Here is a 20,736-nt window from a genome sequence, read left to right on the forward strand (position 1 = left end):
GGCCTTCCCTGTCGTTTAGTCCCTAGGCATAAACCGGGAATTCACGGCACAAGGCCAGAACTTCCTGCTTTACGCGCTGAATGGTGGCGTCATCGTTGATGTTTTCAATCACGTCGCAACACCAGTCGGCGACCTTGATAATCTCTGCCTCTTTGAAACCACGCGTCGTTGCCGCCGGTGTACCGATGCGCAGTCCGCTGGTGACAAATGGTGACTGTGGATCATTCGGTACGGCGTTCTTGTTCACGGTGATATTGGCGCGACCCAGTGCTTCTTCAGCGTCTTTGCCAGTAATACCTTTCTTTTGCAAATCGACCAGAAACAGGTGATTCTTGGTGCCATTGGAAACGATATCGATACCGCGTTCCTGCATGCGCTTGGCGAATGCCTGGGCGTTCAGTACAACCTGCTTCTGATAGGTTTTGAATTCCGGCTCAAGCGCCTCTTTGAAGGCAACCGCCTTGGCGGCGATGACGTGCATCAAAGGTCCGCCCTGGGTACCAGGGAATACCAGTGAATTGAATTTCTTTTCGATCTCGGGATTGGATTTGCACAGTATCAAACCACCGCGAGGACCACGTAGAGTTTTGTGTGTAGTCGTAGTAACCACGTCTGCGATGGGCACTGGGTTGGGGTATTCACCCGTGGCAATCAGACCGGCGACGTGGGCCATGTCTACCATCAGATAGGCACCAACCTCGTCAGCGATATCACGGAATTTCTGCCAGTCGACGATTTGGGAATAGGCGGAAAAACCAGCGACGATCATCTTCGGCTTGTGCTCACGCGCCAAACTCGCGACCTGGTCGTAATCGATTTCACCGGTGGCGTCATTCAGACCGTATTGCTGGGCGTTGAAAAGCTTACCCGAGAAATTGACCTTGGCACCGTGGGTCAGGTGACCGCCGTGGGCCAGACTCATACCGAGTACGTGGTCACCCGGTTGTAGCAGCGCGAGATACACGGCCGCATTGGCCTGAGAACCGGAATGCGGTTGCACATTGGCGTAGTCTGCGCCGAATAGTTGCTTGGCGCGATCAATCGCCAGTTGTTCGGCAACGTCGACATACTCACAACCGCCATAATAACGACGACCGGGATAACCCTCCGCGTACTTATTGGTCAGCTGAGTACCCTGGGCCTGCATTACCCGTGGGCTGGCGTAGTTTTCCGAGGCGATCAGCTCGATATGCTCTTCCTGGCGACGATTCTCGTTTTCGATGGCGCCCCACAGTTCCGGATCATAATCCGCGATATTCATTGATTTAGAAAACATAACAATCTCCATTACTTAGAATTCGGTGGGCCACCGGGGAACTCGCCGCCGGGACGTGGCCATGAAGCCGGCGAGTATACCGCAATAGAGGGGAGTTTTCATTCACGCGAGTTACAGGGACTTTACCACTCCACGGTCACGACGACCGCGTCGCGATAGCTGCCGGGTTCCACTCGTTGGGCGGGAGGGATGCGTCCATACACGTTCAGACGTGTTGTCGCGCCAACAGGTGTGCCACTGTAAAAAAGACTATCGCCACTGCCGTCACCCCAGATCTGGCGTCGCTGCGGGTCGAGATAGAGATTATAGAGCAGACTGCTGGCGCCATCGCCTTGCATGCGTCGATAGGCAAAGGCGCTGTCGCCATCCAGCCCACCATCGATGATGACGCGAAACGGTTCGCTGCTTTGACAATCCACCTGGATAAAACCTGTCGCATCCAGGGGTGCCGGAAGAAAGCTGTCGTAGGCGCCAAAGTACACGCCTTGCGCATTGACAAAACAATGATTGGCCTGCGCCGTTACACATTGCAAGACCAACAATAAAAACACGATTGTTCTAGCGTACACAGCGGACTTCTCCCAGATCCTGTACCAGCGCGGTGGACGGCGGTACCTTTAGTTGAAATTGACAGTGCTGTCCTTCGAGCAACATGCTCGCCTGATACTCTCCCTCGCTGAGGTTTTCAAAATAGAACAGGCCTTCTTTTCCGATGATACTTTCCGTACGTAGTTCACCACGACGTAATTCCAGTAACGCAAACTCCGGAATTTTTTTTATGCCGAAATCGTCGAATACCAGATGACCGCTCACTGCCTGAAACTGTTTGAGTTCAAAATCAATCACACTACCGCTGCGATAGGCAGGGACGACGATCTTGCTCGTGTGCGCTATAGAATAATTGACCGGAATTGATTGCGTATCGATGCGAATCTGGTTGCGCGAATACGAAGTGAGATTGGGGATAATGGCGTCGCCGTTATGTGTGCTTCCCATTAATTCGCCAGAGAGATACACATCCACGTCATCGAGCTTGCCCAGTTGCACCAGGCCGAAACTGTCATATATGGGTCGTGTCAGAAATGTCTTGCCATTTACCAATGCCAGGGCACCAGACAGGGTTCCCTGATAGCTGTTCCTATCGGCGAGACGATACCAGGACACATTGGTGTTCAGGTGTTGTGAATTCCAGCTTGCACCGACTTCGCCCTGCATTTGGTCGTTGACCTGAAACGTATCCTCAGTCCAGCCGCGTGCACGTATGCCTATACCCTGACCAGCAGGCGTTGCGCGCTGCATGTAATAGTGGTGCGCAAAACTGTCCTGCTGTTGTTGATAGCGATAACTGGCAGTGAAGTGGCGATCGAAGATTGCGTTTACGCCAAGCATAAACGTATTTTGGCCAGAAGCGCTATCGAACTGATAACTGTAGCGGGCGAAGAAGTGCGTCGCTCTGGTCAGGCGTTTATTGTAAAGCACGCTGACGTTTTCTCGATCGGCCACTAATTCCGGAGAAGCAAATTCATCGCCTTCTGAATACGATTGCACACGGTTATAAATCAGCGAGATGGTACCGATAGGAAGCCCATGTAGACCTGCCGAGTAGGCTTGCGTAAATCGCGACTCCCATTGTTCAGGTTTATACGAAAGATTCGCGTAGGCGTCAGATGTATACGACAGTAATGCGCGTACATGAAAGCGTCGCCCGACATAGTGATAACGACCCAGAGCGGCGTAGGCATTTTGCTGTTGATAAAGACTATACCCGCCGAGTAATTCAAACTCACCGAGGCGCGATAACAATATTACCGAATGTGCGCGAAGATTGATTACCTCTTTATCAACATCCATACGTATTCCTGCGGTGAGTTCACGCCGTATTCCGACATCATGGGAAACGAGTAACATCGGCCGATCTTCGTACTCACTGACGAATAAATCGGCATAATGTCTCCGCCAGCCAAACGCGTAGTGATATTCGTGTCGTCCGGGTAATAACAAACGCGACGACACATAATAGGGTTCCTGTAAACGCTGCTCGCGACCAAAGGCATCGGTTACCACGACTTCTGCCTCACCGCCGCCAAATACGTTCGGAATATTGTCGAGTGTGTATGGCCCGGCGGGTAATTCCTCGCTGCGTAGCAACATGCCATTGGCATAAACATCTACGCGTGAAGGTGTAGCCAACAGGCCTTCGAGACGCAGGCCGACGCCGCGTCCCAGCCAGTTATCCAATTGCGTGTGACGGGAAAATCGTATGCCGCTAAACATACCGCTACCACCGAGTTCGCCACCGCTGGCAAAAAAGTCTCCGACGAGCAGCCGTTTCCCTTGTTCGGGATAATCCGCTGTAATATGCCCCAGACCGCGACGCCAACGGTATCCACCCTGATAGGGAAAAACAGAATAATTGAGACGCAGACTGACGTTGTTGCGACTGGCTACCGCTTCTAAAGGAAATTCCCAGGCTGCATAGGATGCCTCTTCACTTCCACGATAGATTGCGCTGTAATTAAGAAAGGCGGCCGCTGTCTTGCTTTCAACTTCCAGCGATCTGTTTGCGCCATAGTCGATATGCGTAGCGGGCAGGTAATAGGGATTGATATCGACATACAGAACGAGTTGTTCACTGTCTAGCTTAAAGGTCAAGCGTGCACTGTGAGACTTTAGTGATACATAGCGCTGTTGCTTGTATGTAAGACCATCCAGTTTCAATAAGGTGTTTAGATTTCGCATGTCCTCGTATGGAACCCACACATCTCCGTCATCACGAAGCAACACGAAACTTTCCTGTCGTTCAAGCTGATTGACAAAGAGTTTGAGAGGTATGACTTCATGAGCATAGACGGTGAGTGATAATAGTTGACAATAGATTACACAGAAAAATAATAGTGCCTGTTTCGACTGAACACTCACAGCCATACCTTACAACTTCTACTGGGGCGCATAGACAGCTAACAACCAATCTGTTCCTTTGGCACCCTGGCAACGAGGGTCTTTGCAGAGGTTCTTGTGGTCAGTTCCAGAAATTCACTACGACCACATTCCTGGTCGCTTAGTTTAATGGAAAAGGCGTTATGGTTGCCTGACAACACGTACCAGCCTTTGGACTCGTGAAAAAATATTTCGTGTTGATTACGATCCAGTCCTGTGACCTGAAACTGTTTGACGATTACGTGCTGATTCCCTCTATTCTCAAGCACAACGCTGGCCTTTCCATTTTTGACCGAAGCTCCGGACAAGGCCACTTCGACTTTCTCTCTCTCTGGCTGAATAAACAGGGGAATACTGAAACGCAAGGCAAAATTCAATGCCTGATTGCGTTCACTACGACTGACCAGCTCCTCAACGAAAATCCGATAGGTCATTTCTTTTTGCGCATCGCGTGTACCGTTAAAACCTATACGTATCGTTCTTTGTTCATTGGCTTTCAGGGTTACTATGCGCGGAAAAAAAACAATTTCATCGGCCTCGTCGTATACATCGGTTCCAGAGGCATCCTGCATCCATTTACGCGCATCGATTTGCAGCGTTACGGAGCCATTACTGGTATTGCTCAACTCCAGAATGCTGGTGCGTGTGTTTTGAGAAAATTCCAGCTTGAGGGGGTTTACCTTGAAGGAAGCGGCATATGAAAACGTAGCAGCCTGGACAAGCAAAACAAATATGAATAATCGATACAACATTCCCTTTCCTCCCAAAAAAAATGCCTCTTCCCCAATACAGAGAAGAGGCGAGAACGTGATCAAAATGCCACAGTCACCGTCACTGTATCGGAATAAACACCGGGAGGGACATCGATGTTTCCGAACAGTCTGGCTTCCACGTTAAATGTTTCGGGTAAACCGATACCGGTTCCTGCGACAGGTTCTCCAGGATAGGTGTTGGTTACGCCGACATCACCCCAATCATTGCCACCATATGTAAGACGGTATGGCAAAACTGCCCCGGTGCCATTACTCAACATACGATTCGCGCCATCGGAGTTTACACCCGCATCCAGCGCCACGTTATAAACCACCCCATTGTTACAGCTGACAGTAACCTGTCCGCTGGTGTCAACTTGTGCGCCACTGTATACACCGAAATCGATTGGCGCCGCCTGTACCGTACAGGCTCCCGCCACTGTCGCGGTAATTTCCATTTGCGCGGTATTTGCACCCGCATTTGAGATCGTTAACATACTTGCAAGCAAAGCAGCAAAAGTCAGGAAACGTTTGTCCATGTTTCTGTCCTCTTTTCAAGGGTGAAAGCGGCAAATCAAAATGCCGTCTCCCACGTTATAAATTAATTATCTTCACGGCTGATTCTGTTTCGACGAGTTATTTAGTCGAGGCAGTCAGAATAGAAAAAATCCAATGAAACAAAGCTGAAAGGTGTGAATTTAATTTTTCATATCAAATTAATGCTGGAACACATTGTGTGTTTTGACACAATTCAGATTTTCAACGAATCAGAAATTCAACAATAAGACAGGAAAAATTCAGATAGAAGTCAGGTATAAAATCAAAAAAGAATGGAAGTATGCGTTAACTAACAACTATTCACCATAGCGTCGAACAAGCACAGATATCACCAGACAGATGTTGGTAACGTATCTCAGTGCTCCAATGCGATACTCTTCCCTATATAGTTTCCCTGCGCAAAATCGACCCCTATTTCCATTAGCAAGTCATGCACAGGTTCACTCACGACAAATTCGGCTACGGTTTTGGTACCCATTAAATGACCAATATCATTGAATGCCTCAACCATTGCGCGATCGAGGGGATCACTCTCCAGGTCTTTGATAAAGCTGCCGTCGATCTTGATATAGTCCACCGGTAATTGCTTGAGATAGGAAAATGAACTCAGACCGCTACCAAAATCGTCCAGTGCAAATCGACAGCCTTTTTCACGCAGGGTTTGAATAAAGTCTCTGGCACGCTGCAGATTTGAAATAGCCGCGGTTTCGGTTACTTCAAAACAAATAGAGTGACTTGTAATATTGTTCCCATCGATTGTGTCTAGTACAAACTGCAAAAAGGACTCGTCGCATATTGACTGCGCAGAAAGATTAATCGAAAAACTGCTGGTTTTATCGCCTGATAATTGGCGACCACTCAGATTTTGCAAAGCATTATTGACCACCCAGCGATCTATATGCGTCATTAATTGATATCGTTCTGCCACAGGTATAAATGTATTTGGCGCGATCACCTGACCATTCTCATCCAGCATACGTATCAAGATTTCACAATAAGGGAGACCTCCACCGCCGTTCAAGGGCACGATCGGCTGTTGGTACAACACAAATCGATCTGCCTCTAACGCCCGCTGTATGCGTTGCAACCAGGCCATTTCTCCTCTGCGCTGGCTAAGCAAAGCGTCACCCTGACGATAGACATGAATGCGATTACGTCCAAGCTCTTTCGCCAGATAGCAAGCCGAGTCGGCAGCCTTCAATACATCAGCAACCGTACCTGCCATTCCGGAAATCTCTACCAGGCCAATACTCATTCCGATGTCGAAGGTCTTGGTTTCCCAGGTAAAGCGAAAGCGATTAATCATGGCAAGAATTTGTGAGGCGCGTTGTTGCGCGACCTTTACGTTACAGTGGTTAAGCAGCAGACCAAATTCATCACCACCAAGGCGAGACAAAGTATCACTATCCAAGACGCAACTTTTCATATTGCTCGCTAATTGTTTCAATAAGGCATCACCGGCGACATGTCCGCATAAATCATTCACGACTTTGAATTGATCCAGGTCGATGTAGCACAGCGTATGCACATAACCTCTTTCACGTGAACTGTTAATTTGTCTTTCTAATACCGTTTCAAATTCGCGTCGATTGACCAAACCCGTCAGGGGATCGTGAGATGCCTGGTAGGCAAGTTTCAACGTCAGTCGTGATAATTCGCTGATATCGTGAAATATCAGAATACTGCCTAAAACATCGTTATCCTCGCCACTGATTGGCGAAGCGTGTGCTTCAAATACCTTCTCCCGTTTTGAACCGGTTTCAGGCGTTATCGTGTCACCATAGGTCAATGCGCAATTAAGATGCATTACCTGCGACAACATGTGTTTCAGTGCATCTGGTTTACAGATTCCTGCGTCGCTGAGTAGATTGTCGACGGGCAATCCCATATATCCTTCATTCGGCATGGACAACCAGGAGGCAAACGCCGGGTTAATGAATTCAACGGCGAGATTTCTATCAGTAGTAATGATCCCATCACTAACTGATTCCATTGCCGAGCGTAAACGTGCGTCGGCAACGTTGCGTTGCCTTTGCTCATACAAGCTATTATCCCGCAACAATTGGTGATGAATGACAATCGCCGCCTCTCCCGCCAAGGCTTCCGTCATTTCGATTTCATGATGGCTGAAATGATGGACAGAATGACGGTGTATGCCGACGATCACGCCGATAGTTTCGTCTTCCACTAAAAGAGGCGAACAAATAAGTGCTCTCACCTCATAGCGTTCTAACAATGTGCGCTCATCTTCACTCAAATTATTTGCATCACTTACGCATACCGTACGCCCTTCCATAAACGCTTGTGAGCTAACACTGAGACCGCCCAGAGAGATCGACTCATAACCTTCCGACAGATAAGGCCCTTCATTGTGCACAACGGCAATCAGTTTATCCTGTTGCTTGTCGTGTAACATAATCGCGACAAGATCGAAGCGCAGCAATGAAACACTGAGCTCAACAATATTTTCAAATACGTTTTTGACGGAAAGGTCCGGGGCACCGCGCAAAATACGATTGCCCACATGAAGAATCTTGTGTGAATGTTCAATATGTTCAAAAAGCTCACGAAAACGACCGGTAAGCACGCCGAGTTCGTCAGTGGAGCTTGCCGCGAGTTCGCGTGCGACTACGTCGTTCTGGCTTTCTTCACCGAAAAGTGATTGCAATGGTTGCAAGGCCTGCCCAAAGCTATGGACAAACATCAGCGCGCCGGCGATCGCCAAAAGCTCGAGTGACAACCACACAAAAAACACTTCGTTATCAAAAACACCGGTACGTGCCCAATAGTATTGCACCAGAACGGTATCAATTAACAAAGGCGTGAGCGCGCCGATCAAAAACACTCGCGTTTTTATCGTCAAGCGGGGCTTATTTAGATTCAGTTGCCCAAGCGCACGACCAAATAAATCATAGAACTTAAAAAAAACAGGCAAACCGACAATAATCGAAACAATCAAGGCGACCAAGTGTATCTTGAACCACTCGACCGGACCGGCAACAAAATCCGTCGCTATCTCAGCCGTTATGATTACCGAGGAAGGCGCCAGGGCTAAACTACCTAAAAACAAACTCCAGAACTGCAAAGGAAATCTACTGAGAATTCGATCAACATCAGCTACTGCACTATTGTCCTGGCTCAAATACCGCGCCACCGGCTGCACGTAAATGCGAAACCATATTTGGGCAAAAACAAAAGTACCAGCGATAAACAGAATTTCGAGAGGATGACTAAGGATGGCGTAGGTTTGTCCTGGTGTGAACAACCCTATATACAGCATAAAAGCAAAACCAATCACCGGCGGTAAAGTCCAGCAGATGGCGACCAGGGTGGTAAAGTGGACGTTAAACTCTTTAGCCTTCATCCACTGTGTCCTCCCCTTTCGGGAAAGACACACCACCCCGTCAGAATAAAATTACATAACAGGTTCCTGGTCTTCTCCTTCCTTATCAGGAGGCAGAAGATCTTCCTTGGTGACCCCCAGCATGAGTGCACTAGCGCTGGCAATATAGATAGAGGAATAGGTTCCAACGACGATACCAACAATTAGCGCAGTGGCAAATCCATGAATCAATTCGCCGCCGAATATGAATAATGCAACCAATACCAGCAAAGTGGTTAATGAAGTCATCATGGTTCGTGACAAGGTTTGGTTGATCGACTGATTAACGACATCAGTCGGTGTTCCCTTACGCATTTTGCGAAAATTCTCGCGTACCCGGTCAAAGACGACGATGGTGTCATTCAAGGAATAACCTATCACCGCCAGAATAGCTGCCAGTACTGTAAGATCAAACTCCAAACCAAGAATCGAAAAAGCGCCCATGGTGAAAATGACGTCATGCACCAATGCTGCGATTGCTCCCAGTGCGAAACGTTTTTCAAAACGTATCCATACATAGACTAGAATACATCCCAGCGCAGTCAACATCGCCAGGCCACCTTTTTCGATTAGCTCGTCACCAATCTGTGGTCCAACAAACTCAACACGACGCATATCGGCTGTGCCGTTTTCCGTTGAACTCAATACAGCAAGCAATTGAGTACTCAATTGTGCAGAGGTGACGCCCTCTCGCGGCGCAATGCGCACTAACACATCCTTGGCGGTTCCGAAGTGTTGCACGACGGCATCGTCAAATCCCTGTTTCGCAAGCGTGTCACGAAGACTGGAAAGTTCTGCCGCTTGTTGATACCCCACTTCTATCAGGGTTCCTCCGGTAAAATCGATGCCAAGGTTCATTCCCTTAGTCACAACCGATCCAAGACCAATCAACAAAAAGATCATTGAAATCATCATCGCGGTCTTATGCACGCGCATAAAATCAAATTGAGGAGGCTGTTTTAGTATTTGCAACATGTCACGTCGTCCTAGATCGAAAGTTTACTCACCTTGCGTCCACCGTAAATCAAATTGGCGATGGCGCGAGTACCCATGATGGCGGTAAACATAGAGGTCAGAATACCGATAGAAAGTGTTATCGCGAATCCCTTGATAGGACCGGTTCCCAAAGCAAATAGCACGATTGCGGCGATAAGCGTTGTGATATTCGCATCGGCAATAGTCATGAAGGCGCGACCATAACCAAGATCGATCGCATTTTGCGGTTTAATTCCTGCGCGTAATTCTTCTCTTATGCGTTCAAAAATAAGTACATTGGCGTCAACCGCCATACCCACTGTAAGAACGATACCCGCGATACCCGGCAAAGTCAGCGTGGCCTGCATCATAGACAAAATGGCGACGATAAACACCAGATTGGCTGCCAACGCCACATTCGCAATCATGCCGAAACCACGATAGTAGAAAAGCATAAATCCCAACACCACCACGAAACCGATGATGACAGATTCGAAACCCTTATCGATATTGTCTTGCCCCAAACTTGGGCCGACCGTACGCTCTTCCACAATATCAATAGGCGCGGCCAAGGCACCGGCACGCAGTAACAAGGCCAAATCGCGTGCTTCTTCGGTGCTATCCAGACCAGTGATCTGGAAACGACTGCCTAGACGATCACGGATACGCGCAATATTGATTACTTCCTCAATCTTGCGCTTGGTACGTATCGTTTCTCCATCCACCACGCGTCTATCGGTCTTCGACTCGATAAACACCACCGCCATCAATTTGCCGACATTATCCTTTGTGGCATTGGTAAAGATGCGGCCACCCTTGCTATCAAGAGTGATATATACCGCTGGGCCACCGCTTTGGGTATCGATACCGGAAGATGCATCGACGATGTAGTCACCGGTCAGCATTACCTGGCGCTTGAGCAAGGCAGGATCACCATTACGTTCTTTATACAACTTTGAACCCGGTGGCACGCGACCGCTTAATGCTGCTTGAACATTGTGTTCTTCATCCACCATGCGGAATTCCAGGGTGGCTGTCGCACCTAAAATTTCTTTGGCGCGCGCAGTGTCTTGTACACCTGGCAACTGTACGACGATGCGATCAACGCCTTGCTGTTGTATTAAAGGCTCGGCAACGCCCAATTCATTGACGCGATTGCGCAGCGTGGTGATATTTTGTTGTAGGGCAAATTTCTGAGTTTCACGAATTTCCTGTTCACTCAGACTGACTTGAAGATAGTGATAGGGCTCTTCGTCGATATCGGTAAACAGGAGATTACTATTCGATTTTTTGATCAGGCGACGCGCTTCTTCGCGCACATCGGCACCACGGAATTTCAATTGAACGTAGGCATTACCGCTGGCGACATCTCCCTCACGGTCGATACCCAGGTAACGGACTTTTTCTTCGCGTAACAGGCTGCGAAAATCGCCGGTATAGCGTTCCAGTGCCTGGGTGATAGCGGCCTGCATATCAACTTCCATCAGGAAGTGCACGCCACCACGCAAGTCGAGACCGAGATACATCGGCAGGGCATCAATAGACGTCAACCACTCAGGCGTCGATGGCGCCAGATTTAAGGCCACGATATAACCTTCACCGAGTCGCTCACGCACCAGTTCCTGCGCCTTGAGCTGGGTATCGGTATCGCTGAAACGCGCCAGGATACGATCACCTTCGAGTACGACGCTCTTAAAGACGATATTCTGGTCTTTGAGTATTTGCTCGACACGACCCAGAGTGCCAGTGTCTATTTTGACAGTGCGCTCTCCAGAAACCTGTACTGCCGGGTCCTCACCATAGAGATTGGGCATGGCGTATAGCGCGCCAACGACCACTGCAATGACGAGAATGAGATATTTCCACAACGGATATTTGTTTAGCATCCTGTTACCCAGACTTCCTTATTAAATACGGGGGTTGTTTGTATAGCAAAAACCGGGCAGGAATCTCCGCCCGGCCAATTTGCGGTTACTTATACGTTCCCTTGGGAACCAGATTGATGACAGACTGGCGCTGAATTCTCACCTGCGTATTGGCGGCAATTTCCAGTGTCACGAAATTTTCATCGACTTCGATGACCTTGCCCAGCAGACCACCGCTGGTGACGATCTCATCACCCTTGGAGACTGACTCAGTCAGCTTCTTGTGTTCCTTGGCACGCTTGACCTGCGGACGTATTAACAAGAAATAGAAAATCAGAAAAATGACCAGTAGTGGCAGTAAGCCCAGCAAGTCACCAGCACCCGGTGCTGGAGCAGCCGCGCCGCCCTCAGCCATAGCATCAGAGATGAAAAAGCCCATCGCGTTTTCCTTTAGCTCCCAATAGTGATAAGGCCGCGTATTATCACACAAACCAGCCAGCGTTAGAACGGAGTTTTACCGGAACGTCAATTTTCCAGCAACCGGGTCACACTTCCGAGAGGCGCGATCTTTCATTGGCTTATCGGGTCACTTTGCCACTTACAGGGCAGGCACAGACGCGCCACGTCGTTCATAAAAAGACTGCACGAAATCGCTGAATTGCCCGGCCTGTATGGCATCACGCATGTTTTGCATGAGCTCGTGGTAGTAATAGAGATTATGGATGGTGTTGAGACGTGCGCCCAGTATTTCACGGCTGCGATCCAGATATCGTAGATAAGATCGACTGTAGTGCTGACAGGTATAGCAACCGCAATTCTCGTCCAAGGGTCGGGTATCGCGCTCATAGATGCTATTACGTATGCGTATCACGCCGGCATGGACGAACAAATGGCCGTTACGCGCGTTGCGCGTAGGCATCACGCAATCGAACATATCGATGCCGCGACGAACAGACTCCACCAGATCTTCCGGCGTTCCCACGCCCATGAGATAGCGCGGCTTGTCCACCGGCATAGCGGGAGTCAGATGGTCGAGTACGTGTTTCATCTCCTCCTTGGTCTCACCAACCGACAGACCGCCGATGGCGTAGCCGTCGAAGCCGATCTCCGTCAGGCCACGCAGGGAAATATCACGCAGTGTCGGGTACATGCCGCCCTGCACAATGCCGAATAATGCATTTGGATTGCCTTCGTGGGCTTTTTTACTTCGTTCTGCCCAGCGTAAAGACAGTTCCATCGAGTCTCTGGCCTGCTGTTCAGTGGCCGGATAAGGCGTACATTCATCGAAGATCATCACGATGTCTGAGCCGAGTTCACGCTGGACTTGCATAGATTCTTCCGGACCGAGAAAGATCTTGTCGCCATTGATGGGCGATTTAAACGTCACGCCATCTTCGCTAATCGTGCGCATATCACCGAGAGAAAATACCTGAAATCCACCAGAATCCGTGAGTATGGGTTTGTCCCAGTGCATAAAATCATGCAGATCGCCATGCTCACGGATAACACCGGTACCTGGACGCAGCATGAGATGAAAGGTATTGCCGAGTACGATTTGCGCGCCCAGCTCCAGCAATTCTTCGGGGGTCATGGCCTTGACCGTGGCATAAGTGCCAACAGGCATAAACACGGGGGTTTCCACCACGCCTCGGGAAAAGGAAAGACGTCCGCGGCGAGCGCCATCGGAGGTGGTCAATAACTCAAACTTCATGAAATGGAAATCCGTCTTACTCTGGGAGGCGCAAGCTTACCGCAAAACAGGGTGATTACAAACGTCAGGCGGCCTGAGCCAGCTCGGCGACGCTCTCGAGTATGCGCAGTGGTTCGACCGGCTTCATCAAAAAGGCGCGTATACCCATGGCATGGGCCTTTTTCTCGTCCATGCGTTCGCTATAGCCGGTACACATCAGGATGGGCATGTCCTCGCGTAGCGCCAATATTTGCCGACTCAACTCCTCGCCAGTTATGCCAGGCATGGTGTAATCGGTAACAATGACGTCAAATGCGTAGGGATTCTGTTTGACGAGTTCGAGCGCCGCCTTCGGATCGGTCATAGCCGTAACTTCATAACCATACATCTCGAAAAGTATCCCATACAGTTCGACTATGGATTCTTCGTCGTCTACAACCAGCACTCGCGCCTGGTTTCCATCAACTATGACGCTGTTTACAACTTCCTTATTATCTGCGACTTCCAGACAATCACTCGTCGGTAGAAAAATACTGAACCGCGTACATCCTGGTTGCGACTGCACTTCCAGATGCCCTCGGTGCTGATGAACAATCGCCTGCACCATGGAAAGCCCCATTCCCGAACCCTTGCCCACCTCCTTGGTGGTAACAAACGGATCGAAAATACGCTCTAACAGAGACTCGTCTATACCTGCACCACTGTCCTCCACTTCTAACACCACATAGTCGCCAATAAATGTCTGGAAACATGCACTACAAGTTGAATGGGCGTTTTGTTTAACCCCCAGTTGAATTTTAATGCGCCCCTGACCCTCCATTGCGTCGCGCGCATTGATACACAAATTCATCAACACCTGTTGGAGTTGAACGATAGTGCCTTGCACAATGGGTATGTCTTCGCCAATGTCACAAACGATTTCAACACTGCTCGGCATGGTCGGACCGAGCATGTCGACGACTTCGTTCACCAGCATGGGCATCTGCACGGGCTCGAAGACATCAGTCTGGTCTCGACTAAATGCGAGCAACTGCTTCACCATATCCCTCGCGCGCTGTCCGGCAAGGCTGATTTTTTTGACGTACTGAACGATATCTTCTTTGCTAAAGCTGTCCGGCATTTCCGTAACTAGTTTTGAATAACCCAAAATACTGGTCAGCATATTATTAAAATCGTGGGCAATTCCACCTGTCAGTTCGCCGATAGCCTCCATTTTTTGCGCCTGTTGTAATTGTCGTTGCAGACGCATTTTTTCGCTTTCAGACTTCACCACTTTATCAATGTCGATCAACACTCCCAGCACTCGACGAGCAGTGCCATCTCTATCGATTTCCACATTCCCCTTGAGATTCACCCAGCCAACGGAGCCGTTTTCCCATTGAAAACGAAAGCGCGTATCCAGCTCGATGTGTTCGCGTACACAAAAAAGAATCGCCTGATCGACATCTTGCCTGTCGTCAACGTGTATGCGTGATAAAAAGTTTTCAAATGTCCGCTCGAAAGCGCCGGGGAAAGCCCCCATTAATCGCCACACTTGTTGGGACCAGACAATTTCTTTCGTTTGCGGATTTAGTTCCCAGGTACCTATATTGGCGAACTGTTGACTCATCTCAAATCGAATCTGGCTATTGATCAATTCCTGTTCAGTGATGCGACGTTCAGTGATGTCGCGTCCGGTTCCCACTTGGCCGATAATTTGTCCGTTAGCGTTGCGCAATACCGAGCCCTTGATATGAAACACCCGTGGCCCGGCTTTCGTTTGTAACACCGCGTCAATTTCGTCGCTGCCAACGGCCATCACGCTATCGAAAGCCGCCTGCACCCGATCTCGATCTTCAGTCGAAACAAACTCCAGGGCATTTCGCTGCCACATATCGGATTCTTCCCATCCCGTCATACGCTGCAGTGCGCTATTAAACCAGACGATGCCGCCGGACAAATCCAACTGGTATACAATGTCCTGCATGGTGGCATTAATCAGTTCATATTCGCTCAACACTTTTTTCAGTCGATCTTCGGCATTCGTGCGTTCCGCGATTTCCTTGCTTAGGTATTCGAGATAACTACGTTCTGACAGATCTCTAACAATGGCAACAACGTATTTTTCTCCACGAATCGTGGTAGGAAACAAGTCAACCTGCGCGGGAAATACAACGCCATTGGCGCGTTTTGCGTCGATCTGAATTCCGCCAGACATCGTTCTGGCTCTCATGTCCTTAAAATATTCTTCACGCAAATGCTGATGATTTATTGACATTTCGGTGGGAATCAAATCATCCACGCACATTTGAAGTAGCTGACTGGTTGAAACGCCAAAAATCCCCTCAGAAGAACTATTGCAGAATCGTATTATGCCTTCTTCATTCACCATCAGTACCGCGTCGGGAATGGTTTCCATCAGAATACGAAACTTTTCCTGCGATTCGTTTAATGCAAGCTCTCTTGCCTTGCTCTCTTCTATCTTGTTTTGCAGTTCTTCATTAACCCGCCCCAACCTGCCCGCCATGTCCGCATTGGTTTGCCACAAGGTAATATGCTGAACGAATTGTTTTTGAACCGCGCGTGACAGTGCCAGAACACCGAGTACAAAAATACCAAAAAAAACTAAAAACTCAGTCGTAAACGATTCCCTATTACGAAATACCCAAACCACCGTACACATTAGCAGCGGTACCGCAAAACTGTAATAGAGTGTGGAATGTAAGGCTGTGGCCAGCGCACTTGCTGTCACCAAACCTGCGTAAATCAACATAACGCTATAGACGACGTGTGGCGAGGAAGCGCCGTCGACCAAAAACAGACCGCTACCCCAGACAACCGCCGACATAAGATTACCCAACTGCAGCAATAAGGCCCTGGTACGAAAATGTAACTCTTGATCTGTTTTAACGTAGAAGCTGGTGGCCAGGCGAAAGATGCTGACTAACACATGCGTCAGAAACCAATACCAGCAAACGATATTCTCGGTGTAATTCCAGGCAAAAAATGTATAGATCAAACCAACAAGAATACCTGCCAGGATTGTACGTGGCAGATTTTCGTTAGCCGAATTTAGTTGCGTCTGTTTTAAATTCAAAGGACTGGTTCAATTCAAGAGTTAAACGCTTGGGGATTTTAAGCCACTGGCCTGGTGCTGACTGCGCTACATTGCCGGTTGACTCAGAGTTCCCTTGGATGTTTTTGTCACTCCTAATATGTCGAACCAAAGACTCTTTATATGTATGTGGTTTACAATTGTTTACGCCATTTATTGACGTGTGGAATAATTTTCGTGTGGATTATAACGACTCATTCAGCCATTCTTTTTCCATGATAAAGTCATCCATATAAAAACCTGCGCCAATATCTTTTTTCAATTTTTCTGTCTTCGAAAAACCATGTTTTTGGTACCAGTCTATTGCCAAAATATTGCGTCTATTCACCGTTAACCATAGTTTGCTGATGGATTTTTCACTGCGCGCCATTGATTCGGCCAATCGCAGCATGCTCGTCGCGACACCGCGTTGCCTGTGCCGTTTCGACACGTAGAATTTGCTTATCATCATAGAACGCGCCGATGCATCTGGGATAAGAGACATATAGCCTGAGGCTTGTCCCTCAAAATACGCCAGGAAATATGAGGCCCCTGACGCAATTTGGGCATTAATCGCTGCTGGACTTTGAAATTTTTCCAGCATATACACTACCTGATCGACGCCGATGATGGGCACGAAGTGTTCATGCCAAATTTCTTTTGCCAGCACAGACACAGTATTTTTCATCTCGTCATTTTCAACCGCAACAATTTCCACGGTTTGAAAATCGTCTATCCACTCATTCGAGCTCAGTTCTTTTTTCTTTCCTGGAAAACCTTCGAGTAGATTGCGATGTGCAGTCAAAGAATATTCGTCATCGCGCCGAGCATAATCGCTAAGCCAGTTGATCAACATTTCCAGATTGCGCTGCTGCGCCTCAAGACTGCTGTATTTGTGTGCCTCCCACGGACGCTTTTTACAATTTTGTATGCATGCATCAATGCCCGGATTGAGAAATATCATCTCCGTTGCCTGTGAAGACAATAACTCCAACAAGTCGGCATAACAGCCCTCGATTATCCACTGCGTTTTTCCGGCGATAAAATCCTCAATCTGCGCCATACTCTCATTTAACGGCTTTCTTTGGGGATGCGTACCGACATGCCAGGCCACGGTATCGAGATCAAGATGCGCCAGATCATGGCGCGTACTTAGCAGTCGCGCCAGTGTTGATTTACCCGATCCTGAGTTTCCAAAGACGAGGATACGTTGCATAAAATTCCTATATTTGTTTCGACACGTCGATCAATGCCGATTCCAGCGTTCGAAGAAAAATAACAGCGGTCCGAGAGTTACTCTATTGCTTATGCCAGACCGCCTCAGTCTACTCGTTTTCAAACAACTGGAGAACGATCTGAAACGCTGACACCGTCCGTCAACCTGCATTCTTCCGGGTCCCTGACTACCTGACGCAGGATTTATTTTCGCTTTCCCGCGGCCGCTCCACTTTGCACCATGATGACTGTCATCGCTGGCCTCGCCTGACCACCAATAAGTTGTCGCCATAACACCTTGCCTGGAACCAATCCATATCTCCCCAAGAGACAGCTACCTGAGGAGTGAAATTAAGGTTCATTTGGGCTATCTTTACTACAGTAGTCACCAATAATAAACATCGCTGACAGCGTGGGGAAAATGATGGTCTGCAAGCGACTCCTTGGCCTGGGATGGTTGCTGCTTTTCGCGGAAACTATCTTTGCAAATCAATTTGTTATAGACGGCTCTAGCGAGCTTTGTTCCGATGATATCGGTACGCCATTCTGTACTGTGCAGGCCGCAGTCAATTTCGCTGCTACGGGCGATGAGCTAAAAATCGCCCCGGGAACCTATCCAGGCAATCTGCACATCAGTAAATCTGTCTCTCTCATCGGCCAGGAAGGGGTCATACTCGACGGGCAAGGAAAATCCGCCGTCATTATCATCAATCCCGCCGTGGATGTTGTGTTAGAACAGCTCGTAATCACCGGCGGCAAGGCAAAGAAAGGCGGTGGAATCTATAATCTGGGCAACTTGATCATTCGTGGCTGCAGGATTGAATACAATACTGCAGAAGAAAGCGGCGGAGGCATCTATAGCGCCGGGTCGATGTCTGCTTCCCTGGTAATTGAAGACTCGCGTATTAACAACAACGCCGCCAGAGGCGACGACGAATTCAATATCAAATTCGGCGGCGGTGGCATCTTTAGCGATGCGCCGATGTTGATCAAGAATTCGGATATCAGCCATAACATTGCTCTGGAAGATGGTGGCGCCATTTATTCTTCATTTACCTATCGCCGTGATGCCACCCAGCTCGAACAACTGAGCGAGGAAATGGGCGTGGCCTCCAAACCGATTACGCATACGGCCCTGAACACTACCTTGCAGCGTGACAAAGTCAGAATCATCAATACTATGATTGCGAATAATAGTGCCGACTATGGTGGTGGTATCTATGTTCTTGGCACCCTGGATCTACGCAATAGCCGCATTATTCATAACAGCGCCACTTCCTCTCGGCTTTCCTCTGGAGGCGGATTGTTCGCCCATTTCAATGCCGGCCTGACCCTGGTGAATAGCATTGTCGCGCACAACCAGGCATCTTCCCGCGGTGGCGGCATTCGCTACTACTCGGCCCACGATAGTGATATTTACAACACTACTATTATTAGCAATAAAGTGGATGCCCACGGATTCGGAGCTGGCGTGTTCGTACAAAAAGGTTCAGCGCTGCTGCGATTACAACATAGCGTTATTGCCGAAAACGTCAAGAATGACAAACCCGGCCACAATTGCTACGGCCCGCTTCATTCCAATGGTAATAATTTCCTCAGCCAGAACCGACGCTGTGAATTGACGATAGACGCCAGCGACATCGTCAGTACGGAAAAAAATGCGATCTCGAGCGGTATTGCCGACATTACGGATGACGGCAATTACCGTCTTGCAGAAAACAGCGTTTTAATCGACGCGGGTAATGAAAAAGGTTGTGCAGGTCCGGAAGGCATACCACCGAGTAGCGATATCAATCACAAAACACGTATTGCCGATGGAAACAAGGATGGCAATGCCCGTTGCGATATTGGCGCACTCGAACAGCAATAAATCCTGAGTGCCACATCACTGAGCATCTTGCGCACAACGAAAACCCAGGCCGGCCTTTCTATCGTCGGGATGGAGATGGGCGCGATAGGCACCGCGTTGAAAATAGGTTAAGGCATAGTGTCCTATGCCACCGTATCCTGCACCTCTCACCACTTTGTGTACTCTACCGTAGTCTTTGTCTTCGTCATCAGATCCAGGATAAGCGCGATACCAGTCGTCGACCCATTCCTGTACATTCCCGGCCAGATCGAACACGCCATAGGTCGAACGGTCTTTCGGATAGGCGCCAACAGGTGCGACGAAGTGTTTCCAGTTTTCGTCTCCAGTATTCGCCATCCCTGACTGCCATTTCATCCCCCACGGATATTCATTGCCCTTCACGCCGCGCGCGGCCTTTTCCCATTCGACCTCGCTGGGCAAACGCTTGCCGGCCCATTCGCAATAGGATTTCGCCTCGTACCAACTGACATACATCACCGGCAGTGTATCCAATTCGTGCCAATGCTGATTTACTGCCTCACGCATGTGATCAAGCGTATCGTTCTGACGTTTGGACAGCGGTATATCCGCTCCCTGAATGAGTCGTTGCAATTGGCTCTGATTCATATTGGCGAGTAGTTCCAGACGTACGCTCAACGCATAACTGTTCTCAATCCAGTAACGAGGAACGTTCTTTCCGGTTTTGCGTATGTATTCGCGATAGGCCTGGTTAGTCACTTCGTATTGGTCGATGGCAAAGCCCCGCAGCTCCAATTGGCGTTGCGGGTGTTCATTGCGATACCAGTCAGTTTTTCCGCCGTAGCGTTTGGATAAACCTTCATCATCGACGCGATTACTGCCCATAACGAATTCACCAGCCGGTATCGCTATCATCTCTGCCGCTTTAAGCGGTGATAACAGAATAAATGACACCACTACGAGAGCAACATTTAGGGGAAGTGAATTTTTCATGCGTGCCATGCTAGTTTTTTTTGCTGACTTCAAGCTGTACGTCCACGACTATCCCAACAGAGATAGATAAAGACAGACTATTCCGGTCTCTGAATTGCAAAATATTAAACGAAAGGAAGTAAATGTGTTATGCCCCTGGTGGCAGCTTTACCAAGAGTTGATTTGCAGTGGTCGACCTCGAGTGAGCAAACA

The 20,736-nt window shown here is 48.8% G+C and carries 14 protein-coding genes and 1 pseudogene; 1 reads left to right on the top strand and 14 read right to left on the bottom strand.

Going from position 1 to position 20,736, the window contains the following annotated elements:
* Positions 1 to 22 precede the first annotated feature (22 nt).
* From OEZ43_06350 to OEZ43_06410, 13 genes and pseudogenes are all read right to left on the bottom strand, one after another.
* Complete coding sequence (locus OEZ43_06350) at positions 23 to 1,276, bottom strand: serine hydroxymethyltransferase (GenBank protein MDH5545194.1); 1,254 nt, start codon at positions 1,274 to 1,276, stop codon at positions 23 to 25.
* Positions 1,277 to 1,398: 122 nt separating this feature from the next.
* On the bottom strand, positions 1,399 to 1,845 hold the full coding sequence (locus tag OEZ43_06355) for a spore coat U domain-containing protein (GenBank protein ID MDH5545195.1): 447 nt from the start codon (positions 1,843 to 1,845) through the stop codon (positions 1,399 to 1,401).
* On the bottom strand, positions 1,835 to 4,195 hold the full coding sequence (locus OEZ43_06360) for a fimbria/pilus outer membrane usher protein (GenBank protein ID MDH5545196.1): 2,361 nt from the start codon (positions 4,193 to 4,195) through the stop codon (positions 1,835 to 1,837). The genes OEZ43_06355 and OEZ43_06360 overlap by 11 nt, the downstream gene beginning before the upstream one ends.
* A gap of 38 nt (positions 4,196 to 4,233) precedes the next feature.
* Positions 4,234 to 4,965, bottom strand: a complete 732-nt coding sequence (locus tag OEZ43_06365) for a fimbria/pilus periplasmic chaperone (protein ID MDH5545197.1) — start codon at positions 4,963 to 4,965, stop codon at positions 4,234 to 4,236.
* Positions 4,966 to 5,024: 59 nt separating this feature from the next.
* Positions 5,025 to 5,504, bottom strand: a complete 480-nt coding sequence (locus OEZ43_06370) for a spore coat U domain-containing protein (protein ID MDH5545198.1) — start codon at positions 5,502 to 5,504, stop codon at positions 5,025 to 5,027.
* A gap of 374 nt (positions 5,505 to 5,878) precedes the next feature.
* A complete protein-coding gene (locus OEZ43_06375) occupies positions 5,879 to 8,887 on the bottom strand; it encodes an EAL domain-containing protein (protein MDH5545199.1) in 3,009 nt (1,002 codons plus the stop codon).
* Between the two features lie 51 nt (positions 8,888 to 8,938).
* The gene (gene secF / locus OEZ43_06380) at positions 8,939 to 9,877 is read right to left on the bottom strand and encodes a protein translocase subunit SecF (protein MDH5545200.1); all 939 of its coding nucleotides are present in this window, start codon (positions 9,875 to 9,877) and stop codon (positions 8,939 to 8,941) included.
* 14 nt (positions 9,878 to 9,891) lie between these two features.
* On the bottom strand, positions 9,892 to 11,766 hold the full coding sequence (secD, locus tag OEZ43_06385) for a protein translocase subunit SecD (protein ID MDH5545201.1): 1,875 nt from the start codon (positions 11,764 to 11,766) through the stop codon (positions 9,892 to 9,894).
* An 85-nt stretch (positions 11,767 to 11,851) separates the two neighbouring features.
* Positions 11,852 to 12,184: a preprotein translocase subunit YajC gene (yajC, locus tag OEZ43_06390; GenBank protein MDH5545202.1), complete on the bottom strand. Its 333-nt coding sequence runs from the start codon at positions 12,182 to 12,184 to the stop codon at positions 11,852 to 11,854.
* 159 nt (positions 12,185 to 12,343) lie between these two features.
* Positions 12,344 to 13,456: a tRNA guanosine(34) transglycosylase Tgt gene (gene tgt, locus OEZ43_06395; GenBank protein ID MDH5545203.1), complete on the bottom strand. Its 1,113-nt coding sequence runs from the start codon at positions 13,454 to 13,456 to the stop codon at positions 12,344 to 12,346.
* A gap of 64 nt (positions 13,457 to 13,520) precedes the next feature.
* On the bottom strand, positions 13,521 to 16,511 hold the full coding sequence (locus OEZ43_06400; protein MDH5545204.1) for a PAS domain S-box protein: 2,991 nt from the start codon (positions 16,509 to 16,511) through the stop codon (positions 13,521 to 13,523).
* Positions 16,512 to 16,713: 202 nt separating this feature from the next.
* Positions 16,714 to 17,112, bottom strand: coding sequence for a GNAT family N-acetyltransferase (locus OEZ43_06405; protein ID MDH5545205.1), 399 nt, complete (start codon positions 17,110 to 17,112; stop codon positions 16,714 to 16,716).
* Positions 17,113 to 17,250: 138 nt separating this feature from the next.
* A pseudogene (locus tag OEZ43_06410) lies at positions 17,251 to 17,724 on the bottom strand (shikimate kinase).
* Between the two features lie 420 nt (positions 17,725 to 18,144).
* Between OEZ43_06410 and OEZ43_06415 the strand changes: the two are divergent.
* On the top strand, positions 18,145 to 19,593 hold the full coding sequence (locus tag OEZ43_06415; GenBank protein ID MDH5545206.1) for a hypothetical protein: 1,449 nt from the start codon (positions 18,145 to 18,147) through the stop codon (positions 19,591 to 19,593).
* Positions 19,594 to 19,608: 15 nt separating this feature from the next.
* On the opposite strand, the gene OEZ43_06420 is transcribed toward OEZ43_06415, so the two are convergent.
* Entirely contained in the window at positions 19,609 to 20,544 is a 936-nt protein-coding gene (locus OEZ43_06420) for a formylglycine-generating enzyme family protein (protein MDH5545207.1), read from the bottom strand.
* Positions 20,545 to 20,736 lie beyond the last annotated feature (192 nt).

This window comes from Gammaproteobacteria bacterium, from assembly GCA_029881255.1.
Lineage (GTDB): Bacteria > Pseudomonadota > Gammaproteobacteria > S012-40 > S012-40 > JAOUMY01.